The following is a 17,458-nucleotide window of genomic DNA, read 5'->3' on the forward strand; positions in this document are numbered from 1 at the left end:
CCCCGGCCCGGACTACGATCACCGCATGATCAGAGGAGTGACGTTCGACTTCTCCGGGACGCTGCTGCGCATCGAGTCCACCGAGGAGTGGCTCGGCGCGGGCCTGGCGGCGACCGGCGTGCGACTGTCCGAGGAGGAGTTCCGCGCGACGGCGGGGCGGCTGACGGAGTACGGCGCCCTGCCGGGCGGGTCCGCTCCCCGGCGGATGCCCGCACACCTCCAAGCCCCGTGGGGCGAACGGGACGTGAGCGCCGACCGGCACCGGGCGGCCTGCGGCGGCCTGGCGCTGGCGGCCGGGCTGCCGGACCCCGAGCCGGAGCTGGCCCAGGCGCTCTACGACCGCCACATGAACCCCGCCGCCTGGCGTCCCTACCCGGACACCGGGCCGACGCTGCGCGAACTGCGGCGGCGGGGCGTTCCGGTGGCCGTCGTCAGCAACATCGGATGGGACCTGCGGCCGATCTTCCGCACGCACGGTCTGGACGAGCTGGTCGACGCGTACGTGCTCTCGTTCGAACTGGGCGTCCAGAAGCCCGATCCGCTGATCTTCCGGACCGCCTGCGAACGGCTCGGCCTGCCGCCCGCCGAGGTGCTGATGGTCGGCGACGACCGCACCGCGGACGGCGGCGCAGCGGCGCTCGGCTGCCCGCTGCACCTCGTCGACCACCTCCCGGCCGACCGCCGCCCCCACGGCCTCACCCCCCTCCTGGACCTGCTGGGCCAGACCGTGTCCGAAGAGTCCCGCCACGTGAGGTCGTCCCGGCCGCGTACGTTCGTCCTATGAGCAGAACCACGCGCCGGCCAGGCCGGTCGCTGTGGAGGCCGTGTTCCCGGAGCTGGCGGCATACCGGGGGCGGACGACCCGCCTGCACCCGCGGCCCGGGCAGCCTGGGCGGCACGACAGCCATGTCGGCGGGCCGGTGCTGTGGCCGAGCGGCGAGCCGTGGCCCGTCTGCCGCGACCCCCACGATCCCGAGACCGAGGGGTACGCGCCCGAGGACATCCGAGCGGCACGCGCAGCGGGCGCGTGGCCCCGGAGCCGCCGGTGGACCGGCGCCGGCCAGCCGGACGAGGGCGGGCCGACGCCCTTCGTGGCACTCGCCCAGCTCTTCCGCCGGGACGCACCCGGCCTGGCCGCCGGTCCCGATGGTGCCGATCTCGTGCAGCTCTTCCGCTGCCCGCGCACCCACCCCCCGCACCTGGAGCGCGTCGATACCTCCTGAAGTGGCGGAGTGCCGCGGAGACCGAGCGCGCGGACCGCTTCCTGGACGCCGCGCCCGATGTGCCGTTGGTCCGGTGGGAGCACGAACTCCCCGAGCCCTGTGCTGTGCACCCGGAGGAGGTGGACACCAACGAGATGGACTTCTCCTCGCACAGCTGGATGCCAGTGGAAGACCGAGACCCGTCCGTCGAGGGGAGGGCCTCGATCCGAGGCGGCCGAGCCGTTGCCCAGCCCACCCGGCTCCGCTTCGGCCGTGACCGGGACCTGCACGTCTTCACCTGTCCTGCCGACCCGGCACACCCGCCCCAATGGGTGCTCACTTGAACCGTTCCCATGGGCGAGCGGCCGGCCCGGGGTACGGAGGTGCTCTCACTCCACGGCGGCGTCGAGGAGGATCCGCGCCAGCTCGCGCGGCTGCGAGAACATCGGCCAGTGGCCGGTGGCCATCGTGACCAGCCGCCAGCGCTCGTTGTGCAGCAACTCGCTCACGTCTTCGTCGGGCTCGGCGTCGTCAGGCTCGGACCCCGGCCTCACGCACAGGACGTATGTCGCCGAAAGGTCACCGAGCGGCGCCGTCAGCACGGCGGGTTCGGTCAGCGTGGCACCTGGGTGAGGCGTGGACCCGCGCACGAGGCGTTCGATCTGCCCATCGGTGAGACCTTCGCCGTCGTAATGAGAGGCCGGCGCGAGCGGCCAGAACCCTCCGTTCTCCGCGATCGACGCCTCCACCGCCGCCCCGCCGTCCGACCAGGCGGAGACGAACGACTTGCCGTCAGCCGGAACACTTGAGTCGACGAACACCACGCGGGCCAGTCGGTCACCGATCCGCTGCGCTGCCTGACCCACCGGAATGCCCGAGTAGCTGTGACCCACCAGGACCACGTCACGCAGACCCCGGCGCTCCACCTCGGCCACGATGTCCTGGACGTGAGTCGCCTGCCCCGCCGGTACACCCCGCCTGTCAGCGAGACCGGACAGCGTCAGCGGATGGACGCCGTGGCCGGCCGCGCGCAGATGCGGCACCACCTCGTCCCACGCCCACGCCCCGAGCCGTGCACCTGCGACCAGCACGAAATTCACCATGCCCGCACCGTAGCCGGGCAGCCCGACCACCTTCCAGCAAGTACTTTTCAGACAATGCGCTCCGGCCGACACTTCCGGCCCGGTGACTGTGGTGTGCGCGCACATGGGAACGGGGCGCGGGCGTCATCGATGATCCCTGCCATGACGAGTGCCATCCCTCCCGGCTTCCACGGGACACCAGCCGCCGCCGGCGTCGATCTGGCGGGCCGTACGGCCCTGGTCACCGGGGCCGGCAGCGGCATCGGGCGGGCCTGCGCCACCGCGTTCGCCGCGGCCGGGGCCCGCGTACACGTGGTGGACGTCGACGCCGCGGCGGCCGGTGCCGCCGCCGAGGCGATCGGCGGCACGGCCCACGTCGTGGACCTGTCGCAAGCCGCCCCCGTCGGCGAACTCCCCGCCGAGGTCGACATCCTGGTCAACAACGCCGGACTGCAACACGTCGCGCCCCTGGCCGACTTCCCCGCGGACCGCTTCGAACTCATCCAGCGGGTGATGGTGCACGCCCCCTTCCTCCTGCTCCGCCGCGTGCTGCCGCACATGTACGCCCGGCGATGGGGCCGTGTCGTCAACATCTCCAGCGTGCACGGCCTGCGCGCCAGCGCCTTCAAAGCCGGCTACGTGACCGCGAAGCACGCCCTCGAAGGGCTGAGCAAGGTCACGGCCGTCGAAGGCGCGCCGCACGGGGTGACCAGCAACTGCGTCAACCCCGGCTACGTCCGCACACCGCTGGTGGAACGGCAGATCGAGGCCCAGGCGGCCGCCCACGGCATCGACCCCGACCGGGTGGTCACGGACGTGCTGCTCGCCCGCTCCGCCGTCAAGCGGCTGATCGAACCGGAGGAGGTGGCCGCCGCGGTCCTCTGGCTCTGCGGCCCCCACACGGGCTACCTGACCGGCGCCTCTATCCCGCTGGACGGCGGCTGGACGGCGGCCTGAGCGGGGCGTCGGGAGCTGCGACGTGCACCCATGGGATGACAAATGTAACGGCTCGTCAAGGTGCTCCTCCTTCCGGAGGTTGATGCCCGGTTCGTCCGGAGGGAGGAAGTCCTGCCGCGGCCGGCCGCGAAGAATCGAGGCGTACCGCTCACCGGCCCCCACCGGGCCGCCGACGAGGAGCCGCCATGAGCCACCCCTGTCCCGTCGACCGACCCTTACGGCGCATGCGCCGCGCGGCCTCGGCGACCGCCGTCGCCGCCGCCCTGCTGGCGGGTCTCGCTCCCGCCGCGTACGCAGCGGGCCCGGGCACGCGGGCAGCCCAGGTCCAGCCCCAGGCCCACAGCGAGGCCCAGGCGGCGAACGGGCGCCACCCGCTCGACCGGGCCGCGCTCCAGGCCGGGCTCGACGCGGTCCGGGACGCGGGCGTGTACGGCATCTTCTCCGCGGCCCGCGACGGCCGCGAGCGCTTCGACGGCGCCTCCGGCCTCGCCGACGTCACCACCGGCCGTCCGGTCCGCCCCGACCTCCGCCACCGCGTCGGCAGCGTCACCAAGACGTTCACCGCCGTCGCCGTGCTCCAGCAGAACGCGAGGGGCCGCATCGATCTGGACCGGCCGGTCGGGGACTACGTGCCCGAACTCCTGCCCGGCGAGCGCGGACGCGAGGTGACCGTGCGCATGCTGCTCAACCACACCAGCGGCATCGAGGACTACATCGCGGACGCCTTTCCCTCCCTCAAGGAGGGCACCACCGCGAGCCTGGACGAGCACCGCTTCCGGACGATCGGCCCCACCCGGCTGATCGGCTACGGAGTGGCCGCGCCGCAGCGGTTCGAACCGGGCACCGCATGGGGCTACTCCAACACCAACTACCTGCTGCTGGGAGAGATCCTGCGCAAGGTGACCGGCCAGGACCCCGAGCGGCTCATCACCCAGGACGTCATCCGGCGGGCCGGCCTGCGGGACACCTATTTCCCCGGCGCCGACCCCCGCATCCGCGGCGCCCACGCCCGCATGTACGAGAGCTTCTACGGGCTCATCGACCCGCCGCGCGACTACAGCGTCTACAACATGACGTGGGGAGGCACGGCGGGAGCCCTCGTCTCCACGCCGCAGGACCTGAACACCTTCTACCGGGCCCTGCTCACCGGTGACCTCCTGCCGCCCCGCCAACTGGACCACATGCGCACCACCGTCGACGTCAAGGACGAGACGGGCGCGGTGGCCCTGCGCTACGGCCTCGGCATCTACTCCGTGGACACGCCGTGCGGCCCGGCCTGGGGCCACGACGGAGGCGTCTGGGGCGCCGGTACACAGGCACTGTCCAGCCCGGACGGCACCCGGCAGTTCGCCCTCGGGTACAACCTGATGAAGTACCAGCGGGTCAACGAGGCGGGCACCGCGTTCGACCCGCACCCGGCGGACGCCGCCATGACCGACTACCGCGACCGGGCCCTGTGCGGCAGGACCGCGCCCAAGCCGCCGCGGGCGCCCGAGGTCCCGCAGCACGATCCCGCCGAGGCTCCGGCAGCCCACTCCCGGGCCCTTCCGCTCCTCCCGGGCCTCCGGGCCCTTCCGCCCCTCCCGGCCCTCACCTCGACCGCGCCGGGCCCCCTGCGCTGAGCCGGCGTACGCCTCAGCCGGTCGTCCCCTCCGGGGGCGGCCGGAGGCGGAGACGAGCTGCGAGGACGGCGACGTCGTCCTCGGCGTGCTGCGCGTCGAGGCCGGCGCAGACCGCGTCCACCACCTCCGTGACCCCGCACCCGGCGGTCATCCGGAGCGCGGCCAGCCGGGCCAGCGACACGTCGATGTCCTCCCCGCGCCGCTCCACGAGTCCGTCCGTGTAGAGCAGCACCGTCCGGTCCGCGGCGAAGGGCAGCGCGACGGCCTCGTACCCGCCGACGCCGGTGCCCAGGGGCGGGCCCACCGGCACGTCGAGGAGTCCTCCCGAGCCGTCCGCGGTGAAGACGGCGGGCGGCAGATGTCCCGCGCTCGCGTACGCGGCCGTTCCGCGGGCGGGGTCGACCCGGGCGATGAGGCAGGTCGCGGGGCGGCGGTTGCCGTCCGCGGCCGCCAGGGCGTCCAGTTGGCGCAGTACGCGGTGCGGGGCGAGGTCGGTGGAGGCCACGTCGCGCAGGATGGAGCGGTAGACGTTCATGTCGACGGCGGCCTCCAGACCGTGGCCCATCACGTCGCCGACCACCAGCAGGGTGCGGCCGAAGTGGAGGCGCACCGTCTCGAACCAGTCGCCGCCGACGAGCGCGCGGGAGCCCAGCGGCAGGTAGCGGCTGGCCACCTCCAGGTTCGGGTGCGGCCGCGGCCGGGCTCGGCGACCAGCGCCCGCTGGAGGTCCAGCGCGACCCTCTCGGTGGCCGCGAGGCGGCGGGCGTGCGCGACGTGCGCGCACGCCAGCCGCGCAGCGAAGCGGAGCGTGGCCGTCTCGTCGGCGTCGAAGGCGGCGCGGTCGTGGGCGCGGGCCGCGAGGAGGTGTCCGTAGTCCCCGCCGCGCCCGGTCAGCGGTACGGAGACGACGTGCGCGGAACCGGCCGGGCCGCCGCCCTCGTCGAGGAGGCCGGCGGTGTCGCCCGTCGCGGCGACGCGTCCGCCGCGGCCGTCCGGCCCCGTGCCGGCCAGCTCCACGGCCGCGGCGTCGCACAGCCCGCTCAGCAGAAAACCCGTCAGCTCCTGCCAGGTCGTCCGCTCGTCGGAGGACGTCCCGATCCGTTCGACGGCCTCGTCCCTCGCCCGCAGCCGAGCCTCCGGGTCGTCCCGGTCCGACACCATGGCCCGGTGTCCCGAGGCCGCCGGGCCGGGTCAGCCCACTTCGAGCACGGACAGGACGTTCCCGGCCGGGTCCTTGAACCAGGCGATCGGGGGCCCGCCCTCGTCGCGGGAGATGCCCTTCTCGTTCTGCCCGAAGTCGTCGTAGCGCTCGAAGGTCACACCGCGTGCGCCGAGGTCGTCGACGGCCCGGTCGATGTCGGGCACCGGGAAGTTCAGCACGGTGAAGCTCGCCGGGCTGTGGTTGTTCTTGGGGTACACCAGCACGTCGGCGCCGCCGGCGAGGTGGAGGGACAGCATCCCGTTGTCCTCGGTGACCCGCAGGCCGAGGGTCGAGCCGTAGAAGTCCTTCGCGGTGTCGATGCTGTCGACGGAAAATCCGCTGAATGCCCTGCTGTCTCCCAGCATGGTCGCTCCCTCCAGCTGTCCCGGCCCGGCCGAACGCGGCCCTCCACGCCCCATCGTCCCCCGGGAACCCGCCCCCTGCACCAGGGGGCGTCGTGCCGGTCGGGCCGGGTTCGCGGCGCCTGCCACCGCGCCTCGCCGCGTCGTCCCCGGTCGGCGACGCACCGGGTCGCCTCCCTCCTCCGCCGTGCCATCGCACGCACCGGACTCCACCACGCCCGCCCGCGGACGGGCGGGCGCTACTTCGCGGACAGCCCCGGATGGCGGCGCCTCGGGCAGACCCGGGCCGTGTCGAGGAGGAGCCGGATCTGTTCGCCGACCTGGGAGGCCTCCCGCACGGGCGCCGGGAAGGGCAGGCGGAGGTCGCGCTGGTTCCGGGCGTACTCGCACCGCAGGGTGATGCCGTGGCGGTCGACGGCGAGCGGCAGGACGCGGACGGCGCCGTGCAGGAGCCACGGGTCGGCGAGCCGGGTCAGGCGGGTCAGCGCGTCCTGGTGCGCGTCGGCCAGGTGGGTCAGCAGTGATCCCTCGTCGACGGCCAGTGGGTCCGGCTCGGCGAGGACGAGCTCGTCGAGGCCGACGGTCACCGTCGTCTCCGGCGTCGCCAGGGTCGCCCGCGCCGCGTCGAGGCGCAGGTCGACCTCGTCCGCGCGGGTCTCCTGCCCGGACCGGGTGAGCCAGCCGGACAGCGTCACCCGGGCCCGGACGCGGTCGCGCACGGCGACGGGGGCGACGTCGGTGAACTCCACCAGCGCGGCCAGGGCTCCGCGGGGTGCGCACTTCAGATGTGCCGCCGGCAGGCTGTCGGCCGCCAGGCGCATCCGCACCTGCCCTCTCGTGTTGACGGAGTGCAGGCCGACCAGGTCGTAGCGGAGACCGTGCGTGGTGACGGTCAGCGAGACCGCACGGGCCAGTACCGAGCGAGTCCGCTCGGCGAGGGTCGGCTCGGCCGCGGGCGGGGCGGCAGCACTCATCGCAACCTCCAGTTAGGTAAGGCTCGCCTAACTTAGCCGATGTGGGGGTGGGGTGGCCAGCTTGGAACCGGCCCATGCCCCGCGCACCGCGTGCGCCGATGCACGTCGGCCGGCCCCCTCGCGCCGGAGGGCCGGGCCCGCCCGCCCGGGTCAGCCCATGGCGCCGGTCCGGCCTCCTGGTTGACCAGGGGGGCGGGGAACGCGCCTACAGGGCGGGACGCCGGTCGGCACGGGCGCGCCGGCCGGCTCGAAGGGCGTCGCCTCCGTCCCCGCCGGCACCGCAACACGGAACGACCGCGGCCGCATCACCCGGCGGGCAACTTCCAGTTCGGCCTCAACCCCGGCACGGAGGGCCGCCACCGGGCCAAGCCGACCTGCGCCAGGTGGGCGGCGGCTACGAAGCTCAGCTGGGCGCGCCTCATGGTCCACCTGCCCGACATCGGGCCACAGGCCGGTCAGGCCACCTGCACCGAGCGGGGGGCGGACAGCACCAGCGGGCAACGCCCCGTGCTCCAGCGGGCCGGCGGATGGGTCGGCCCGGGCGTGTTCCACTTCACCGGCACCCACAGGCCGAACCGTCGAACCCCGCCCGATCACCCTGATGGCCGTCTGCAGGCGGCTGGAGACCACCCCCCCCCGGCTCGCCGTCGTCCCCACCGCGCTGCCGGCGTCGCGGCCCCTCGCCGCGGTGGGCTCGGCCGCCGGCCGGTGGGCCGCCACCCTCGCGGGGCGGCACGGGCCGGCGCCCTCCCACTGGCCGCGTCGGACCGCCACCGGACCCCCGCCCTCGCGGCTTCGGCCGCCCTCCTCCCTCGCTTCGCGCGTCGCGCCGTACCGCTGACCCGCAGTCCCGTACCGCGGACCGTCGCCCCCCGACTCGCCCGAAGGGTCCAGGGCGCGACAGCATGGAGGGAGACCCGGCGCTCGACGGGACGGCCTCGGGAGGAGGCGACACGGCCAGTGACCAGGCATCGCTTTGCGTTCTGCGGGGCTCAGCTCGCCGCCGTCTACGTGGCCGCCGACCAGGACAGGGAACTCCATCTGGCCGAGCTGACCGGAAACCGCGGGGTCCTCTACGGGCTGCCCGCGATCCTCGCCGTCGCGGGCCACTCACCCGCCGCCAACGCCTTCCGCTCCGGCCGCCCGCTGTGGCTGACGCCGAAGGAACTCGCCGCGTTCATCGAGGAAGACCCCCACCACTTCCCCACCCGGGTCCGCAACGGCGCCCCCAGTTCCCCCGCCAGGATCTCCCTGGGCGCCCTGCCCCTGGGCCACGGCGACCAGGAACTCGGATGCCTCGTCGTCGCGGGCGACGTCGGCGAGGGCTTCAGCGCCGACGACCGCAGCCTCCTGGAGCTGTACGCCGACCAGGTGGCCGCCGGACTCGAATCGGTCGCCGCCCGCTTCGCCGGGCGCCGGGCCCCCCAGGCCCATCTGGTCCAGTCCCTCGTCCCCGACCAGGGCGGCGCCTTCATCCTGGACCTGGACACCGGCCGCATGGAGGCCCACGCGCACGTACTGGAACTGCTCGGCCTGGCCCCCGAGCAGTTCGACGGACGCGTGGAGAGCCTCCTCGCCTGCGCCGTCCCCGATGACATGCCCGCGCTGATGGCGGTCGTGGAGCCGGACCGGCTGGCTGCCACCGGCCAGCAGCTGGCCTTCCGCATCCGCCGCCCCGGCGGCGAGCTGCGCTGGCTGGGCCTGCGCTGCCGCGTCGAAGTGGACCCCGACGGGGCGCCCCGGCGGGTCCTCGGCGTCGTCGCCGACGCCTCCTACCTGCGACCCAGCGCCGACGAGGTATCCCTCGTCCAGCGCCTCTCGGCCACCCTCGCCGGAGCCGCGACGATCCGGGAGGTGAGCCGGCTCGCGGTCGCCGCCCTGCGTGAGCCGCTCGGCGCGTCCCGGGTCGCGGTCGGCGAACTGGAGCCCGAGCGTCTCATCGTCACCGCCCTCGACCCGCCGGAGCCCGACGCCTGGCCGGAGACCTGGCGCGCGGAATGGCGCTCCGAGTGGCCCGACGTGTCCCTCGGCGACCTCCCCACCCTGCAGAGCGCGCTGCGGGCCGGCCACATGAGCCTGTGGCCACCCGGCGCGGCACTCGAACCAGGGCTCCTGGGCGTCGGACCCGGCGGCCTCGCCGTGCTGCCGCTGCCCGCCGAAGGCCGGATGGTCGGGGTGTGCCTGGTCGGGTGGGACGAGGAGCACCGCTTCGCACCGGAGGAGCGCTCGCTGCTCACCGCGACCGCCGGACTGGTCGGGCAGGCCCTCGTACGCGCCCACGCGCTGGACGCGGGCCACGAACTCGCCACCATGCTCCAGCGCAGCCTGCTGCCCCGCAAACTCCCGGAGTTGCCGGGCGGGACCGCCGTCGCCCGCTACCTGCCCGCCACGGCGGGACTGGAGGTCGGCGGCGACTGGTACGACGTCATCCCGCTCCGCGACGGACACGTGGCCTTCGTCATCGGCGACGTCCAGGGGCACAGCGCCGGCGCCGCCACCATCATGGGCCAGATGCGGACGGCCGTCAGGGCGTACGCGGTCGAGGGCCACCCGCCCGACGTCGTGGTCGCGCGGGCCAACCGGCTGCTCGTCGGCATGGAGACCGACCTCTTCGCCACCTGCACGTACGTGGACCTCGACATGGAGGAGGGCATCGCCCGGGTCGTCCGGGCCGGCCACCTGCCCCCGGTGGTGCGCCATCCCGACGGAGTCACCGAGGAGATGGCGGTCGAGGGCGGTCCACCCCTGGGCGTCCTCGCGGAAGCCGAATTCCCCATGACCGAGACGGGACTGCTCCCCGGAACCCTGCTCGTCCTGCTGACGGACGGCCTGGTGGAGTCCGCCCGGCTGCCCCTGGAGGAGGGCATGCGGCGGGTGTGCGAGACGCTCGCCGAGGTCGACCCGGTCGACGCCGGAGGCGTCGCCGACGAGCTGGTCATGGGCGTGGGGCGACGCGACGACGACGTCGCGCTGCTGCTGCTGCGCTACGACGGCACGCGCGGCCGGCCCAAGCGGAGCCACTGGACGGTGTGGCGGCTGCCCAAAGCGGTCCTGCACGCGCGCCGCTTCACGGCCCGCACGCTGCGGTCCTGGGGCGTGGTGGAGGAACTCGACACGGCCCTGCTGATCGTGTCCGAACTGGTCACCAACGCCATCGCGCACACCCAGGGCGAGGTGGGCATGGACCTGACCCTCTCGACGGACCGGCTGCGCATCGCCGTGAATGACGCGTCGCCGCGCAGCCCCGTCAAGCCGGTCTCGGTGAGCTGGGAGTCGACCGGCGGCCGCGGGCTCCTCATCGTCGAGGCGACGGCCACGGCATGGGGTTCGGTCCCGCTCAGCGGTGGCAAACAGGTCTGGGCCGAGATCCCCTGGCACGCCCCGGCCGGCTGACGCGCGTCACCGCGGAAGGGGTCCCGGCGCGGTGCCCCGCCGGTGGTCATGCCCGTGCCGCGGCGGGCAGCCGGGCGCAGGTGCGGCAGGCGCGGGCCGAGGCGGCGATCTGCGCGTGGAGGACGAGGGCGACCGCACCCGCGAGCGCGCACAGCGGCCAGTTCGCTGTCAGCAGGGAGGCGACGCCCAGGGTGAGGGCGCTGGGGGCCAGGGCGACCGCGGCGGTGGTGCCCGTCCAGGCGACCACGACCGGCAGGCGCTCAGGAGTGGCCAGCCTGCGGGCGAGCGGGCCGGTGACCGCCAGGAACGCCGCTGCCGCCACCGCGGCGGCCGCAGCCGCTCCGCCCAGATGGGCGAGCAGCACCTGGGCCGGGTGCGGCAGCCGGTGCGCCGTGGGCCCGGCTGCGGCGAGTACGTACCAGCAGGCCGGCAGGAGGGGCGCGAGCAGCAGGATCCTGTGGGAGGTGTGGCGGGCCTGCACGACGGTGAGTTCGTGCTGGAAGCCCGCGGCGAGGTCGGCCACGGTGCCGAACTGACGCACCGCCTCCCGCCGCGCCGCGTCGTCCGGTTCGCGCCCGCGGGCCACCTCCGTCGCCGCGTCGAGCAGCCCCTCGCGCAGCTCGGCCAGCATCCGGCTCTTCGCGCGCTCCGTGCCGCGCAGGACGGCGGCCAGCTCGGCCACATGTGCCTCGATGGGGTCGCGGCGCGCCCCGTCCGGCGAAGGGCCGTTCACGTCGCGGTCCGCGGCTGCGCCGGTTCGAGCACCGAGCCGATCGCGGCGGTGAACTCCCGCCACACCTTCCGCTCCGTGTCCAGGCTGCGCCGGCCGGCGTCGGTCAGCTCGTAGCAGCGCCGTCGGCGTTCCCCGACGGATTCCCAGGCGCTGTCGAGGAGCCCGAGCCGCTCCAGCCGGTTCAGGGCGGGGTAGATCGTGCCCTTGCGCAGTTCCAGCACTCCGTTGCTGCGCTCCTGCACCGCGGTGATCACTGCGTAGCCGTGCAGGGGGCCCGATTCGAGCACGGACAGCAGCAGCCCGTCCAGGTGTCCGCGTACCTCACTGGCCTTCATGGTCAGGCAGCCTACCCAAACCCGACCGCCGTCGTATAGGTTGCCTGGCAACCTATTGCCAGCCGATCCATGAGACATGGGAGAACCCCGTGACCAAGCTGCTCCTGTCCGTCCACGTGCTGGCGGCGATCCTGGCGATCGGGCCGATCGCGGTCGCGGCCTCGATGTTCCCCCGCTGCACGCGCTCCCCGGCCGAGGCCGACGGCGGCGAGGGACTGCGGACGGCCCGGGTCCTGCACCGCATCTGCCGCGGCTACACGGTCGTCGGGATCGCCGTCCCCGTCTTCGGCGTCGCCACGGGCGCCCGGCTCGGCGTCCTGACCGACGCCTGGCTGCTGGCCTCGATCGTCCTCACCGCCGCGGCGGCGGCACTGCTCGTCCTGGCGATCCTGCCGGGGCAGCAGCGGCTGCTCGGCGGCCCGGACCGGTCGGGGGCGGCCCGGCTGGCGATGGTGACCGGCGTGTTCAACCTGCTCTGGGCGGTCGTCGTCGTCCTGATGATCGTCCGGCCCGGCTCCACCACGGGGGCGTGAACGCCATGCGCATGCTGCGGATCGCGGCCCGGGTGGAGGCCGCTTCCCTGGCCCTCCTCCTGGCCAACCTCCTCACCGTGCACACCGGGGCGGTCGCCTCCCTGGGCGGCCCGGTGCACGGTACGGTGTACCTCGTCGTCATCCTCGCGGTCCGGCGGGCCCCGGCGGCGCCGGCGGCGAGGTGGCGGGCGTGGATCCCCGGCGTCGGGGGCCTGCTGGCACTGCGAGAGCTGAGGCGGGGCGGTCTGTGAGGCTGAGCCGATGGAACGCATGCGGTAGACCGTCAGCTCCGGGTCCCGCTGGAACCGCAAACCGGCTTCTCGCGGGCCGTTCGGCGGGCGGGGCGGCCACGTGGCCGTCGCCGGCAGCCGCTTCCGCGGGAGGTGGGGCCGGGCCCTGACGACCCCGCCGCCGGAGTCCGGTCGGGCGGTCAGGCCGGGGCGTCGGCCTGCGCGGGTACCGCCCGCTCGCACGGCCCGGCTGCGGCGAATACCGCCGCCCGCAGGTCGTCGAAGCCCGTACGTTCGGCACCCAGGGCGAGCAGGGCCGGCAGCCCGATGGTCCGCCGGTCGGCCTTGCGCTCGTCGAGCACCCTGGTCGGCAGGACGTGGAAGTCCCACTGGGAGAGGTCCAGCGGATCCAGCGTCGGCTTGTCCAGGTGCCGCAGCAGACAGAACACGTACACGTCGGCGCGCCGCAGCCGGACGGGGCCCGCGGCCCCGGTCACCGAGTCCCAGCCCGCCGCCGGGGCGATCGAGAAGGCCCGCAACGCACCGGTGGCACCGAGGGCGAGCGCGACGATGTACTCCGCCAGGGCGCCGCGCAGGGTGTTGCCCGCCAGACCCGAGTACGCCCAGGACCAAAAGCCGAGCACGGTTCCGTGCACGGTGCCGTGCAGGTGCAGGGGTTCGTCACCGGTGCGGCGAATCGGGGGCACAACGCCCAACGGGTCGGTCATGGGCAGTCATTGTGCCGCAGCCGCAGCCGCAGCCGCAGCCGCAGCCGCAGCCGTGCCCGTGCCCCGGAGCGGTCACCCGGGTGCGGGGCCGTCGACGGCGACGAGTTCGACCTCGAAGCCGTCGGCGTTCACCAGGTACGCGGCATAGCTCCGCGGGCCGCCCGCGTACGGGTGGCGGTCGGGGAACATCAGGCTCCAGCCGTGCCGCCGGGCCCCGGCCACCAGGACCTCCACCGCCGCGTGGTCCTCCACGTGGAAAGCGAGGTGGTTCAGCCCGGGCCGGCAGCGGTCGTGACGGTCCGCCGTGAGGGCCGGGGACTGCTCGAACACCAGGTACGTCGCCCCGAGCCGCCAGCTCCGTCCAGCGTCCCAGCTCTGGTACGGCGCGTAGCCCAGGGACTCCAGCAGCCACCCGAAAGAGGCCACGGCCCGGCCGAGGTCGGGCACCCAGACCTCGACGTGGTGCAGCATCCCGCGCACGGGCCGGGCCGCGCCGGCCACCCGCTCGTCGGACATCCCCGTCCTCCTCCCTCGGCCCTCGGCCCTCGGCCCTCGACACCGGTGACGGCACCCCCACCGCCGGAGCCCCTCATGATGGCGCACCCGGACCGGGCCTCGTCGACCGGTGCCCCGGTGCCCCGGTGCCCCGACGGCCCGCCCCGCACCCGCACGTCAGGACGCCGGAGCCGCGTCCACCGGGACGTCCAGTCGGGCGGCGAGTGCGGTGAGCGCCTCGCCCAGGGGGAGGGCGAGGCGGGTGACGGCGTGCTGGTCGCCGCGCGTGGCGTCCCGGTTGACGATCAACACCGGCTTGCCCGCCCGGGCTGCCTGGCGGACGAACCGCAGACCGGACATCACCGTCAGCGAAGAGCCCAGGACCAGCAGCGAGGTCGCCCCGTCGACCAGTTCCCGGCAGCGCTCGACCCGCCGCGGGGGGACCGCTTCGCCGAAGAACACCACGTCCGGTTTGAGAACGCCCCCGCACTGCGCGCACGGCACCACGGAGAAGTCCCCGACCTGTTCGTCGGTGAGGTCGGCGTCGCCGTCCGGGTTCAGCCGGGCGCTCACCGGCTCGAAGCCCGCGTTGACCTCCGCCAGCCGCAGCGCCAGGTCACGGCGCGAGCCGGACGCACCGCAGGAGAGGCACACGACCCGGTCCAGGCTTCCGTGGAGTTCCACCACGTCCTCGCTGCCCGCGGCCTGGTGCAGGCCGTCGACGTTCTGCGTGATCACCCCGGACAGCAGCCCGTGCCGTCCGAACGCCGTGACCGCCCGGTGCCCGGCGTTGGGCCTGGCCCGGCCGAAGGTGCGCCAGCCGAGGTGGCTGCGCGCCCAGTACCGGCGGCGGGCCTGCGCGCTCGCCGTGAACTCCTGGTACGTCATCGGGGTGTGCCGGCGCAGGCTCCCGCCCTCACCGCGGTAGTCGGGGATGCCGGACTCCGTGGAGATGCCGGCACCGCTGAGCACCAGCACGCCGCCCGCGCCCAGCGCCTCGGCCACCGGCTCCGGATCCGTGCTGCCGGGCCGCAGGTCCTCGGGGGGAGTCCAGCTCAGGGTGGGGCGCATGCGCATGCCCCCAGGGTACGGAACCGGCCGGACAGCGCCCCGGCACCGGCCCCGCCCCCGCTGCCCGCCTCGGACGTCCGTCCCGCTTCCCGTTCCGCTCCCCGCTCCGCGCCCCGCTACCCGTCCCGTTACGTCCGCATGGCCGGAACTCGCCCGACCCGGACGGACAGCGAGCTACGTACTGGTAACTTGCGCGAGTTGATCAAGGTCGGAGGCGCGGCCGACCCGCGCCCGTCCCCGGCCGGAGCCACCCCCCCAGTTCAAGGAACCACATTGGCACGCACCGTCCGTACGACGGCCCTCGTCTCCACCTCGGCCCTCGCCCTCGGCTTCGCCCTCCTCGGCGCCACCGCCACCGCCCCCGCGCACGCCGCGGAAGCGCCCACCCCGCACCTGGACTCGGTCGAGCAGACCCTGCGTCAGGTCTCGCCGGGCCTGGAGGGCTCGGTCTGGGAGCGCACCTCCGGCAACCGGCTCGGCTCCACCACCCCCGGCGGCGCCGACTGGCTGCTCCAGACCCCCGGCTGCTGGGGCGACGCCGCCTGCACCGACCGGCCCGGCTCGCGCCGCCTCCTGGAGAAGATGCACCAGGACATCGCCGGCGCCCGGGAGACGGTGGACATATCCACGCTGGCGCCCTTCCCCAACGGCGGCTACCAGGACGCGATCGTCGCGGGCCTGAAGGAGTCCGCCCAGAAGGGCAACCGGCTCAAGGTCCGCGTCATGGTGGGCGCCGCGCCCCTCTACCACTCCACGGTGATCCCCTCGTCCTACCGAGACGAGCTGCTCGCGAAGCTCGGCCCCGCCGCCGCGGCCAACATCACCCTCAACGTGGCCTCGATGACCACGTCGAAGACCTCCTTCTCCTGGAACCACTCCAAGCTGGTCGTGGTGGACGGCGGCTCGGTCATCACCGGAGGCATCAACAGCTGGAAGGACGACTACCTCGACACCACCCACCCCGTCAGCGACGTCGACCTCGCGCTGTCCGGTCCCGCGGCCGGCTCCGCGGGCCGCTACCTGGACTCCCTGTGGGACTGGACCTGCCGCAACAAGGGCAACTGGAGTTCGGTGTGGTTCGCGGCCTCGCCCGGCGCGGACTGCCTGCCCTCCCTGCCCCGGCCCGCGCGTCCGGAGGGCGGCGGGGACGTCCCCGCGCTCGCCGTCGGCGGCCTCGGTGTCGGCATCCGCCAGAGCGACCCCAGCTCGGCCTTCCGCCCCGTGCTGCCCACGGCCGGCGACACCAGGTGCGGGATCGGGGTGCCCGACAAGACCAACGCCGACCGGGACTACGACACCGTCAACCCGGAGGAGAGCGCCCTGCGCGCCCTCGTCTCCAGCGCGACCTCGCACATCGAGATCTCCCAGCAGGACGTGCACGCCACCTGCCCGCCGCTGCCCCGCTACGACGTACGCCTCTACGACGCCCTCGCCGCGAAGCTGGTCTCCGGCGTCAAGGTCCGCATCGTGGTGAGCGACCCGGCGAACCGCGGCACCATCGGCAGCGGCGGCTACTCGCAGATCAAGTCCCTCTCCGAGGTGAGCGACGCCCTGCGCGGCCGGGTCACGGCCCTGACCGGTGACGGCGGCCGCGCGCGGACGGCCCTCTGCGAGAACCTCCAGCTGGCCACCTTCCGCGCCTCCGACCAGCCGACCTGGGCGGACGGCAAGCCCTACGCCCAGCACCACAAGCTGGTCTCGGTCGACGACTCGGCCTTCTACATCGGCTCCAAGAACCTGTACCCGTCCTGGCTCCAGGACTTCGGCTACGTCGTCGAGAGCCCGTCGGCGGCCGCACAGCTCAAGAGCGACCTGCTCGACCCGCAGTGGCGCTACTCCCGCGCCACCGCGACGTACGACCACACCCGCGGCCTCTGCCAGGGCTGACACCCACCACAGCCGACCTGCGCCTCGGCTGACGTCCGCCACGGCCGGGGCGCGCCGTGGCCGTGGCGCGCGCCGCCGGCCCTTCCGAGGTGTCCACCCTGCGGCGCGCGCACGCGCCGGGCTACAGCGCGGGAGGCCCCGTGTGGACCGAGGTGTCGGCATCGCGGAGCTCGGCGAGCAACTCGCTCTGCCCGACCAGCAGCTCGGTGAGGATGCGACGTGCGGCTCGCAGGAGTTCCGCCACGTCGCCGCCGGCGAGGGCGTAACTGACCGTCGAGCCGTCGCGTATGGAGATCACGATGCCGGACCTGCGCAGCACCGCGAGTTGTTGAGAGAGGTTGGACGGTTCGATCTCGATCTCGTTCAGCAGCTCGCGCACGGGTACGGGGCCGTTCTGGAGGAGCTCGAGAACACGGATCCGGACGGGGTGTCCGAGCATCCGGAAGAACTCCGCCTTGGCCTGGTACAGCGGGACCTGCATGTGGCAACGCTCCTACCCGGTTTCTGACCAATGGACGGGGACGGCGTCGGCCCTGCCGCGCCCGCCCCCGGTGACCATGACCAGCCATTCTCCTGTACCCCGGCCCCGCCCCACCCTGCGGTGACCAGATTCGGATGTGCCGAGTTGAAGATTTCTTCAACTCATGGGCAAA

General features: G+C 74.2%; 18 protein-coding genes and 1 pseudogene. 8 read left to right on the plus strand and 11 right to left on the minus strand.

The genetic code is table 11. The annotated features are described in order from the left end of the window. Positions 1-25 precede the first annotated feature (25 nt). Positions 26-784 (plus strand): HAD family hydrolase, encoded by a 759-nt coding sequence (locus tag AC2RP6_RS35020; protein WP_486449842.1) that lies wholly within the window; start codon positions 26-28, stop codon positions 782-784. Positions 785-815: 31 nt separating this feature from the next. After that, the gene (locus tag AC2RP6_RS35025) at positions 816-1,223 is read left to right on the plus strand and encodes a hypothetical protein (protein ID WP_486449843.1); all 408 of its coding nucleotides are present in this window, start codon (positions 816-818) and stop codon (positions 1,221-1,223) included. Positions 1,224-1,591: 368 nt separating this feature from the next. Here AC2RP6_RS35025 and AC2RP6_RS35030 read toward each other — a convergent pair whose 3' ends face one another. Next, positions 1,592-2,305, minus strand: coding sequence for an alpha/beta fold hydrolase (locus AC2RP6_RS35030; RefSeq protein ID WP_486449844.1), 714 nt, complete (start codon positions 2,303-2,305; stop codon positions 1,592-1,594). 141 nt (positions 2,306-2,446) lie between these two features. Between AC2RP6_RS35030 and AC2RP6_RS35035 the strand changes: the two genes are divergently transcribed. Both AC2RP6_RS35035 and AC2RP6_RS35040 read left to right on the plus strand, forming a co-directional pair. Further along, on the plus strand, positions 2,447-3,241 hold the full coding sequence (locus AC2RP6_RS35035; RefSeq protein ID WP_486449845.1) for a 3-hydroxybutyrate dehydrogenase: 795 nt from the start codon (positions 2,447-2,449) through the stop codon (positions 3,239-3,241). 185 nt (positions 3,242-3,426) lie between these two features. After that, positions 3,427-4,863, plus strand: a complete 1,437-nt coding sequence (locus AC2RP6_RS35040; protein WP_486449846.1) for a serine hydrolase domain-containing protein — start codon at positions 3,427-3,429, stop codon at positions 4,861-4,863. Positions 4,864-4,876: 13 nt separating this feature from the next. Here AC2RP6_RS35040 and AC2RP6_RS35045 read toward each other — a convergent pair whose 3' ends face one another. The 4 genes from AC2RP6_RS35045 to AC2RP6_RS35060 form a co-directional block, all read right to left on the minus strand. Then, positions 4,877-5,536, minus strand: a complete 660-nt coding sequence (locus AC2RP6_RS35045) for a PP2C family protein-serine/threonine phosphatase (protein ID WP_486449847.1) — start codon at positions 5,534-5,536, stop codon at positions 4,877-4,879. Further along, a complete protein-coding gene (locus tag AC2RP6_RS35050) occupies positions 5,428-6,024 on the minus strand; it encodes a hypothetical protein (RefSeq protein WP_486449848.1) in 597 nt (198 codons plus the stop codon). The genes AC2RP6_RS35045 and AC2RP6_RS35050 overlap by 109 nt, the downstream gene beginning before the upstream one ends. A 30-nt stretch (positions 6,025-6,054) precedes the next feature. Beyond that, a complete protein-coding gene (locus AC2RP6_RS35055; protein WP_486449849.1) occupies positions 6,055-6,429 on the minus strand; it encodes a VOC family protein in 375 nt (124 codons plus the stop codon). Between the two features lie 236 nt (positions 6,430-6,665). Next, positions 6,666-7,400, minus strand: a complete 735-nt coding sequence (locus AC2RP6_RS35060; RefSeq protein WP_486449850.1) for a DUF2470 domain-containing protein — start codon at positions 7,398-7,400, stop codon at positions 6,666-6,668. Between the two features lie 936 nt (positions 7,401-8,336). Between AC2RP6_RS35060 and AC2RP6_RS35065 the strand changes: the two are divergent. Continuing rightward, positions 8,337-10,793 (plus strand): annotated as a pseudogene (locus tag AC2RP6_RS35065) (SpoIIE family protein phosphatase); the annotation flags it as partial. 46 nt (positions 10,794-10,839) lie between these two features. On the opposite strand, the gene AC2RP6_RS35070 reads toward AC2RP6_RS35065, so the two are convergent. Together AC2RP6_RS35070 and AC2RP6_RS35075 are read right to left on the minus strand one after the other, a co-directional pair. Continuing rightward, positions 10,840-11,526, minus strand: coding sequence for a permease prefix domain 1-containing protein (locus AC2RP6_RS35070; protein ID WP_486449851.1), 687 nt, complete (start codon positions 11,524-11,526; stop codon positions 10,840-10,842). Then, positions 11,523-11,861: a helix-turn-helix transcriptional regulator gene (locus tag AC2RP6_RS35075; RefSeq protein WP_486449852.1), complete on the minus strand. Its 339-nt coding sequence runs from the start codon at positions 11,859-11,861 to the stop codon at positions 11,523-11,525. Before AC2RP6_RS35075 ends, AC2RP6_RS35070 begins: the two co-directional genes overlap by 4 nt. A gap of 89 nt (positions 11,862-11,950) precedes the next feature. Between AC2RP6_RS35075 and AC2RP6_RS35080 the strand changes: the two genes are divergently transcribed. After that, complete coding sequence (locus AC2RP6_RS35080) at positions 11,951-12,394, plus strand: hypothetical protein (RefSeq protein ID WP_486449853.1); 444 nt, start codon at positions 11,951-11,953, stop codon at positions 12,392-12,394. 5 nt (positions 12,395-12,399) lie between these two features. After that, positions 12,400-12,645 (plus strand): hypothetical protein, encoded by a 246-nt coding sequence (locus AC2RP6_RS35085; protein WP_486450558.1) that lies wholly within the window; start codon positions 12,400-12,402, stop codon positions 12,643-12,645. A gap of 179 nt (positions 12,646-12,824) precedes the next feature. Here the strand turns inward: AC2RP6_RS35085 and AC2RP6_RS35090 are convergent, their stop codons facing one another. The 3 genes from AC2RP6_RS35090 to AC2RP6_RS35100 all read right to left on the minus strand — a co-directional run bounded on the left by AC2RP6_RS35090 (position 12,825) and on the right by AC2RP6_RS35100 (position 14,924). Further along, positions 12,825-13,352 (minus strand): hypothetical protein, encoded by a 528-nt coding sequence (locus AC2RP6_RS35090; RefSeq protein WP_486449854.1) that lies wholly within the window; start codon positions 13,350-13,352, stop codon positions 12,825-12,827. A 72-nt stretch (positions 13,353-13,424) separates the two neighbouring features. After that, on the minus strand, positions 13,425-13,868 hold the full coding sequence (locus tag AC2RP6_RS35095; RefSeq protein ID WP_486449855.1) for a VOC family protein: 444 nt from the start codon (positions 13,866-13,868) through the stop codon (positions 13,425-13,427). A 156-nt stretch (positions 13,869-14,024) separates the two neighbouring features. Further along, the gene (locus AC2RP6_RS35100) at positions 14,025-14,924 is read right to left on the minus strand and encodes an NAD-dependent protein deacetylase (protein ID WP_486449856.1); all 900 of its coding nucleotides are present in this window, start codon (positions 14,922-14,924) and stop codon (positions 14,025-14,027) included. Positions 14,925-15,191: 267 nt separating this feature from the next. On the opposite strand from AC2RP6_RS35100, the gene AC2RP6_RS35105 reads away from it, so the two are divergent. After that, on the plus strand, positions 15,192-16,805 hold the full coding sequence (locus tag AC2RP6_RS35105) for a phospholipase D-like domain-containing protein (protein ID WP_486449857.1): 1,614 nt from the start codon (positions 15,192-15,194) through the stop codon (positions 16,803-16,805). Positions 16,806-16,926: 121 nt separating this feature from the next. On the opposite strand, the gene AC2RP6_RS35110 is transcribed toward AC2RP6_RS35105, so the two are convergent. Beyond that, on the minus strand, positions 16,927-17,286 hold the full coding sequence (locus AC2RP6_RS35110) for an ArsR/SmtB family transcription factor (RefSeq protein WP_486449858.1): 360 nt from the start codon (positions 17,284-17,286) through the stop codon (positions 16,927-16,929). Positions 17,287-17,458: the final 172 nt, after the last annotated feature.

The organism is Streptomyces sp. WAC03905 (assembly GCF_057371075.1).

What these genes read in the sequence shown, in the direction of transcription:
- AC2RP6_RS35020 (WP_486449842.1), top strand. Translation starts at nt 26, where the DNA reads ATGATCAGAGGAGTGACGTTCGACTTCTCCGGGACGCTGCTGCGCATC.
- AC2RP6_RS35030 (WP_486449844.1), bottom strand. Translation starts at nt 2,305, where the DNA reads ATGGTGAATTTCGTGCTGGTCGCAGGTGCACGGCTCGGGGCGTGGGCG.
- AC2RP6_RS35035 (WP_486449845.1), top strand. Translation starts at nt 2,447, where the DNA reads ATGACGAGTGCCATCCCTCCCGGCTTCCACGGGACACCAGCCGCCGCC.
- AC2RP6_RS35040 (WP_486449846.1), top strand. Translation starts at nt 3,427, where the DNA reads ATGAGCCACCCCTGTCCCGTCGACCGACCCTTACGGCGCATGCGCCGC.
- AC2RP6_RS35050 (WP_486449848.1), bottom strand. Translation starts at nt 6,024, where the DNA reads ATGGTGTCGGACCGGGACGACCCGGAGGCTCGGCTGCGGGCGAGGGAC.
- AC2RP6_RS35055 (WP_486449849.1), bottom strand. Translation starts at nt 6,429, where the DNA reads ATGCTGGGAGACAGCAGGGCATTCAGCGGATTTTCCGTCGACAGCATC.
- AC2RP6_RS35060 (WP_486449850.1), bottom strand. Translation starts at nt 7,400, where the DNA reads ATGAGTGCTGCCGCCCCGCCCGCGGCCGAGCCGACCCTCGCCGAGCGG.
- AC2RP6_RS35075 (WP_486449852.1), bottom strand. Translation starts at nt 11,861, where the DNA reads ATGAAGGCCAGTGAGGTACGCGGACACCTGGACGGGCTGCTGCTGTCC.
- AC2RP6_RS35085 (WP_486450558.1), top strand. Translation starts at nt 12,400, where the DNA reads ATGCGCATGCTGCGGATCGCGGCCCGGGTGGAGGCCGCTTCCCTGGCC.
- AC2RP6_RS35090 (WP_486449854.1), bottom strand. Translation starts at nt 13,352, where the DNA reads ATGACCGACCCGTTGGGCGTTGTGCCCCCGATTCGCCGCACCGGTGAC.
- AC2RP6_RS35095 (WP_486449855.1), bottom strand. Translation starts at nt 13,868, where the DNA reads ATGTCCGACGAGCGGGTGGCCGGCGCGGCCCGGCCCGTGCGCGGGATG.
- AC2RP6_RS35100 (WP_486449856.1), bottom strand. Translation starts at nt 14,924, where the DNA reads ATGCGCATGCGCCCCACCCTGAGCTGGACTCCCCCCGAGGACCTGCGG.
- AC2RP6_RS35110 (WP_486449858.1), bottom strand. Translation starts at nt 17,286, where the DNA reads ATGCAGGTCCCGCTGTACCAGGCCAAGGCGGAGTTCTTCCGGATGCTC.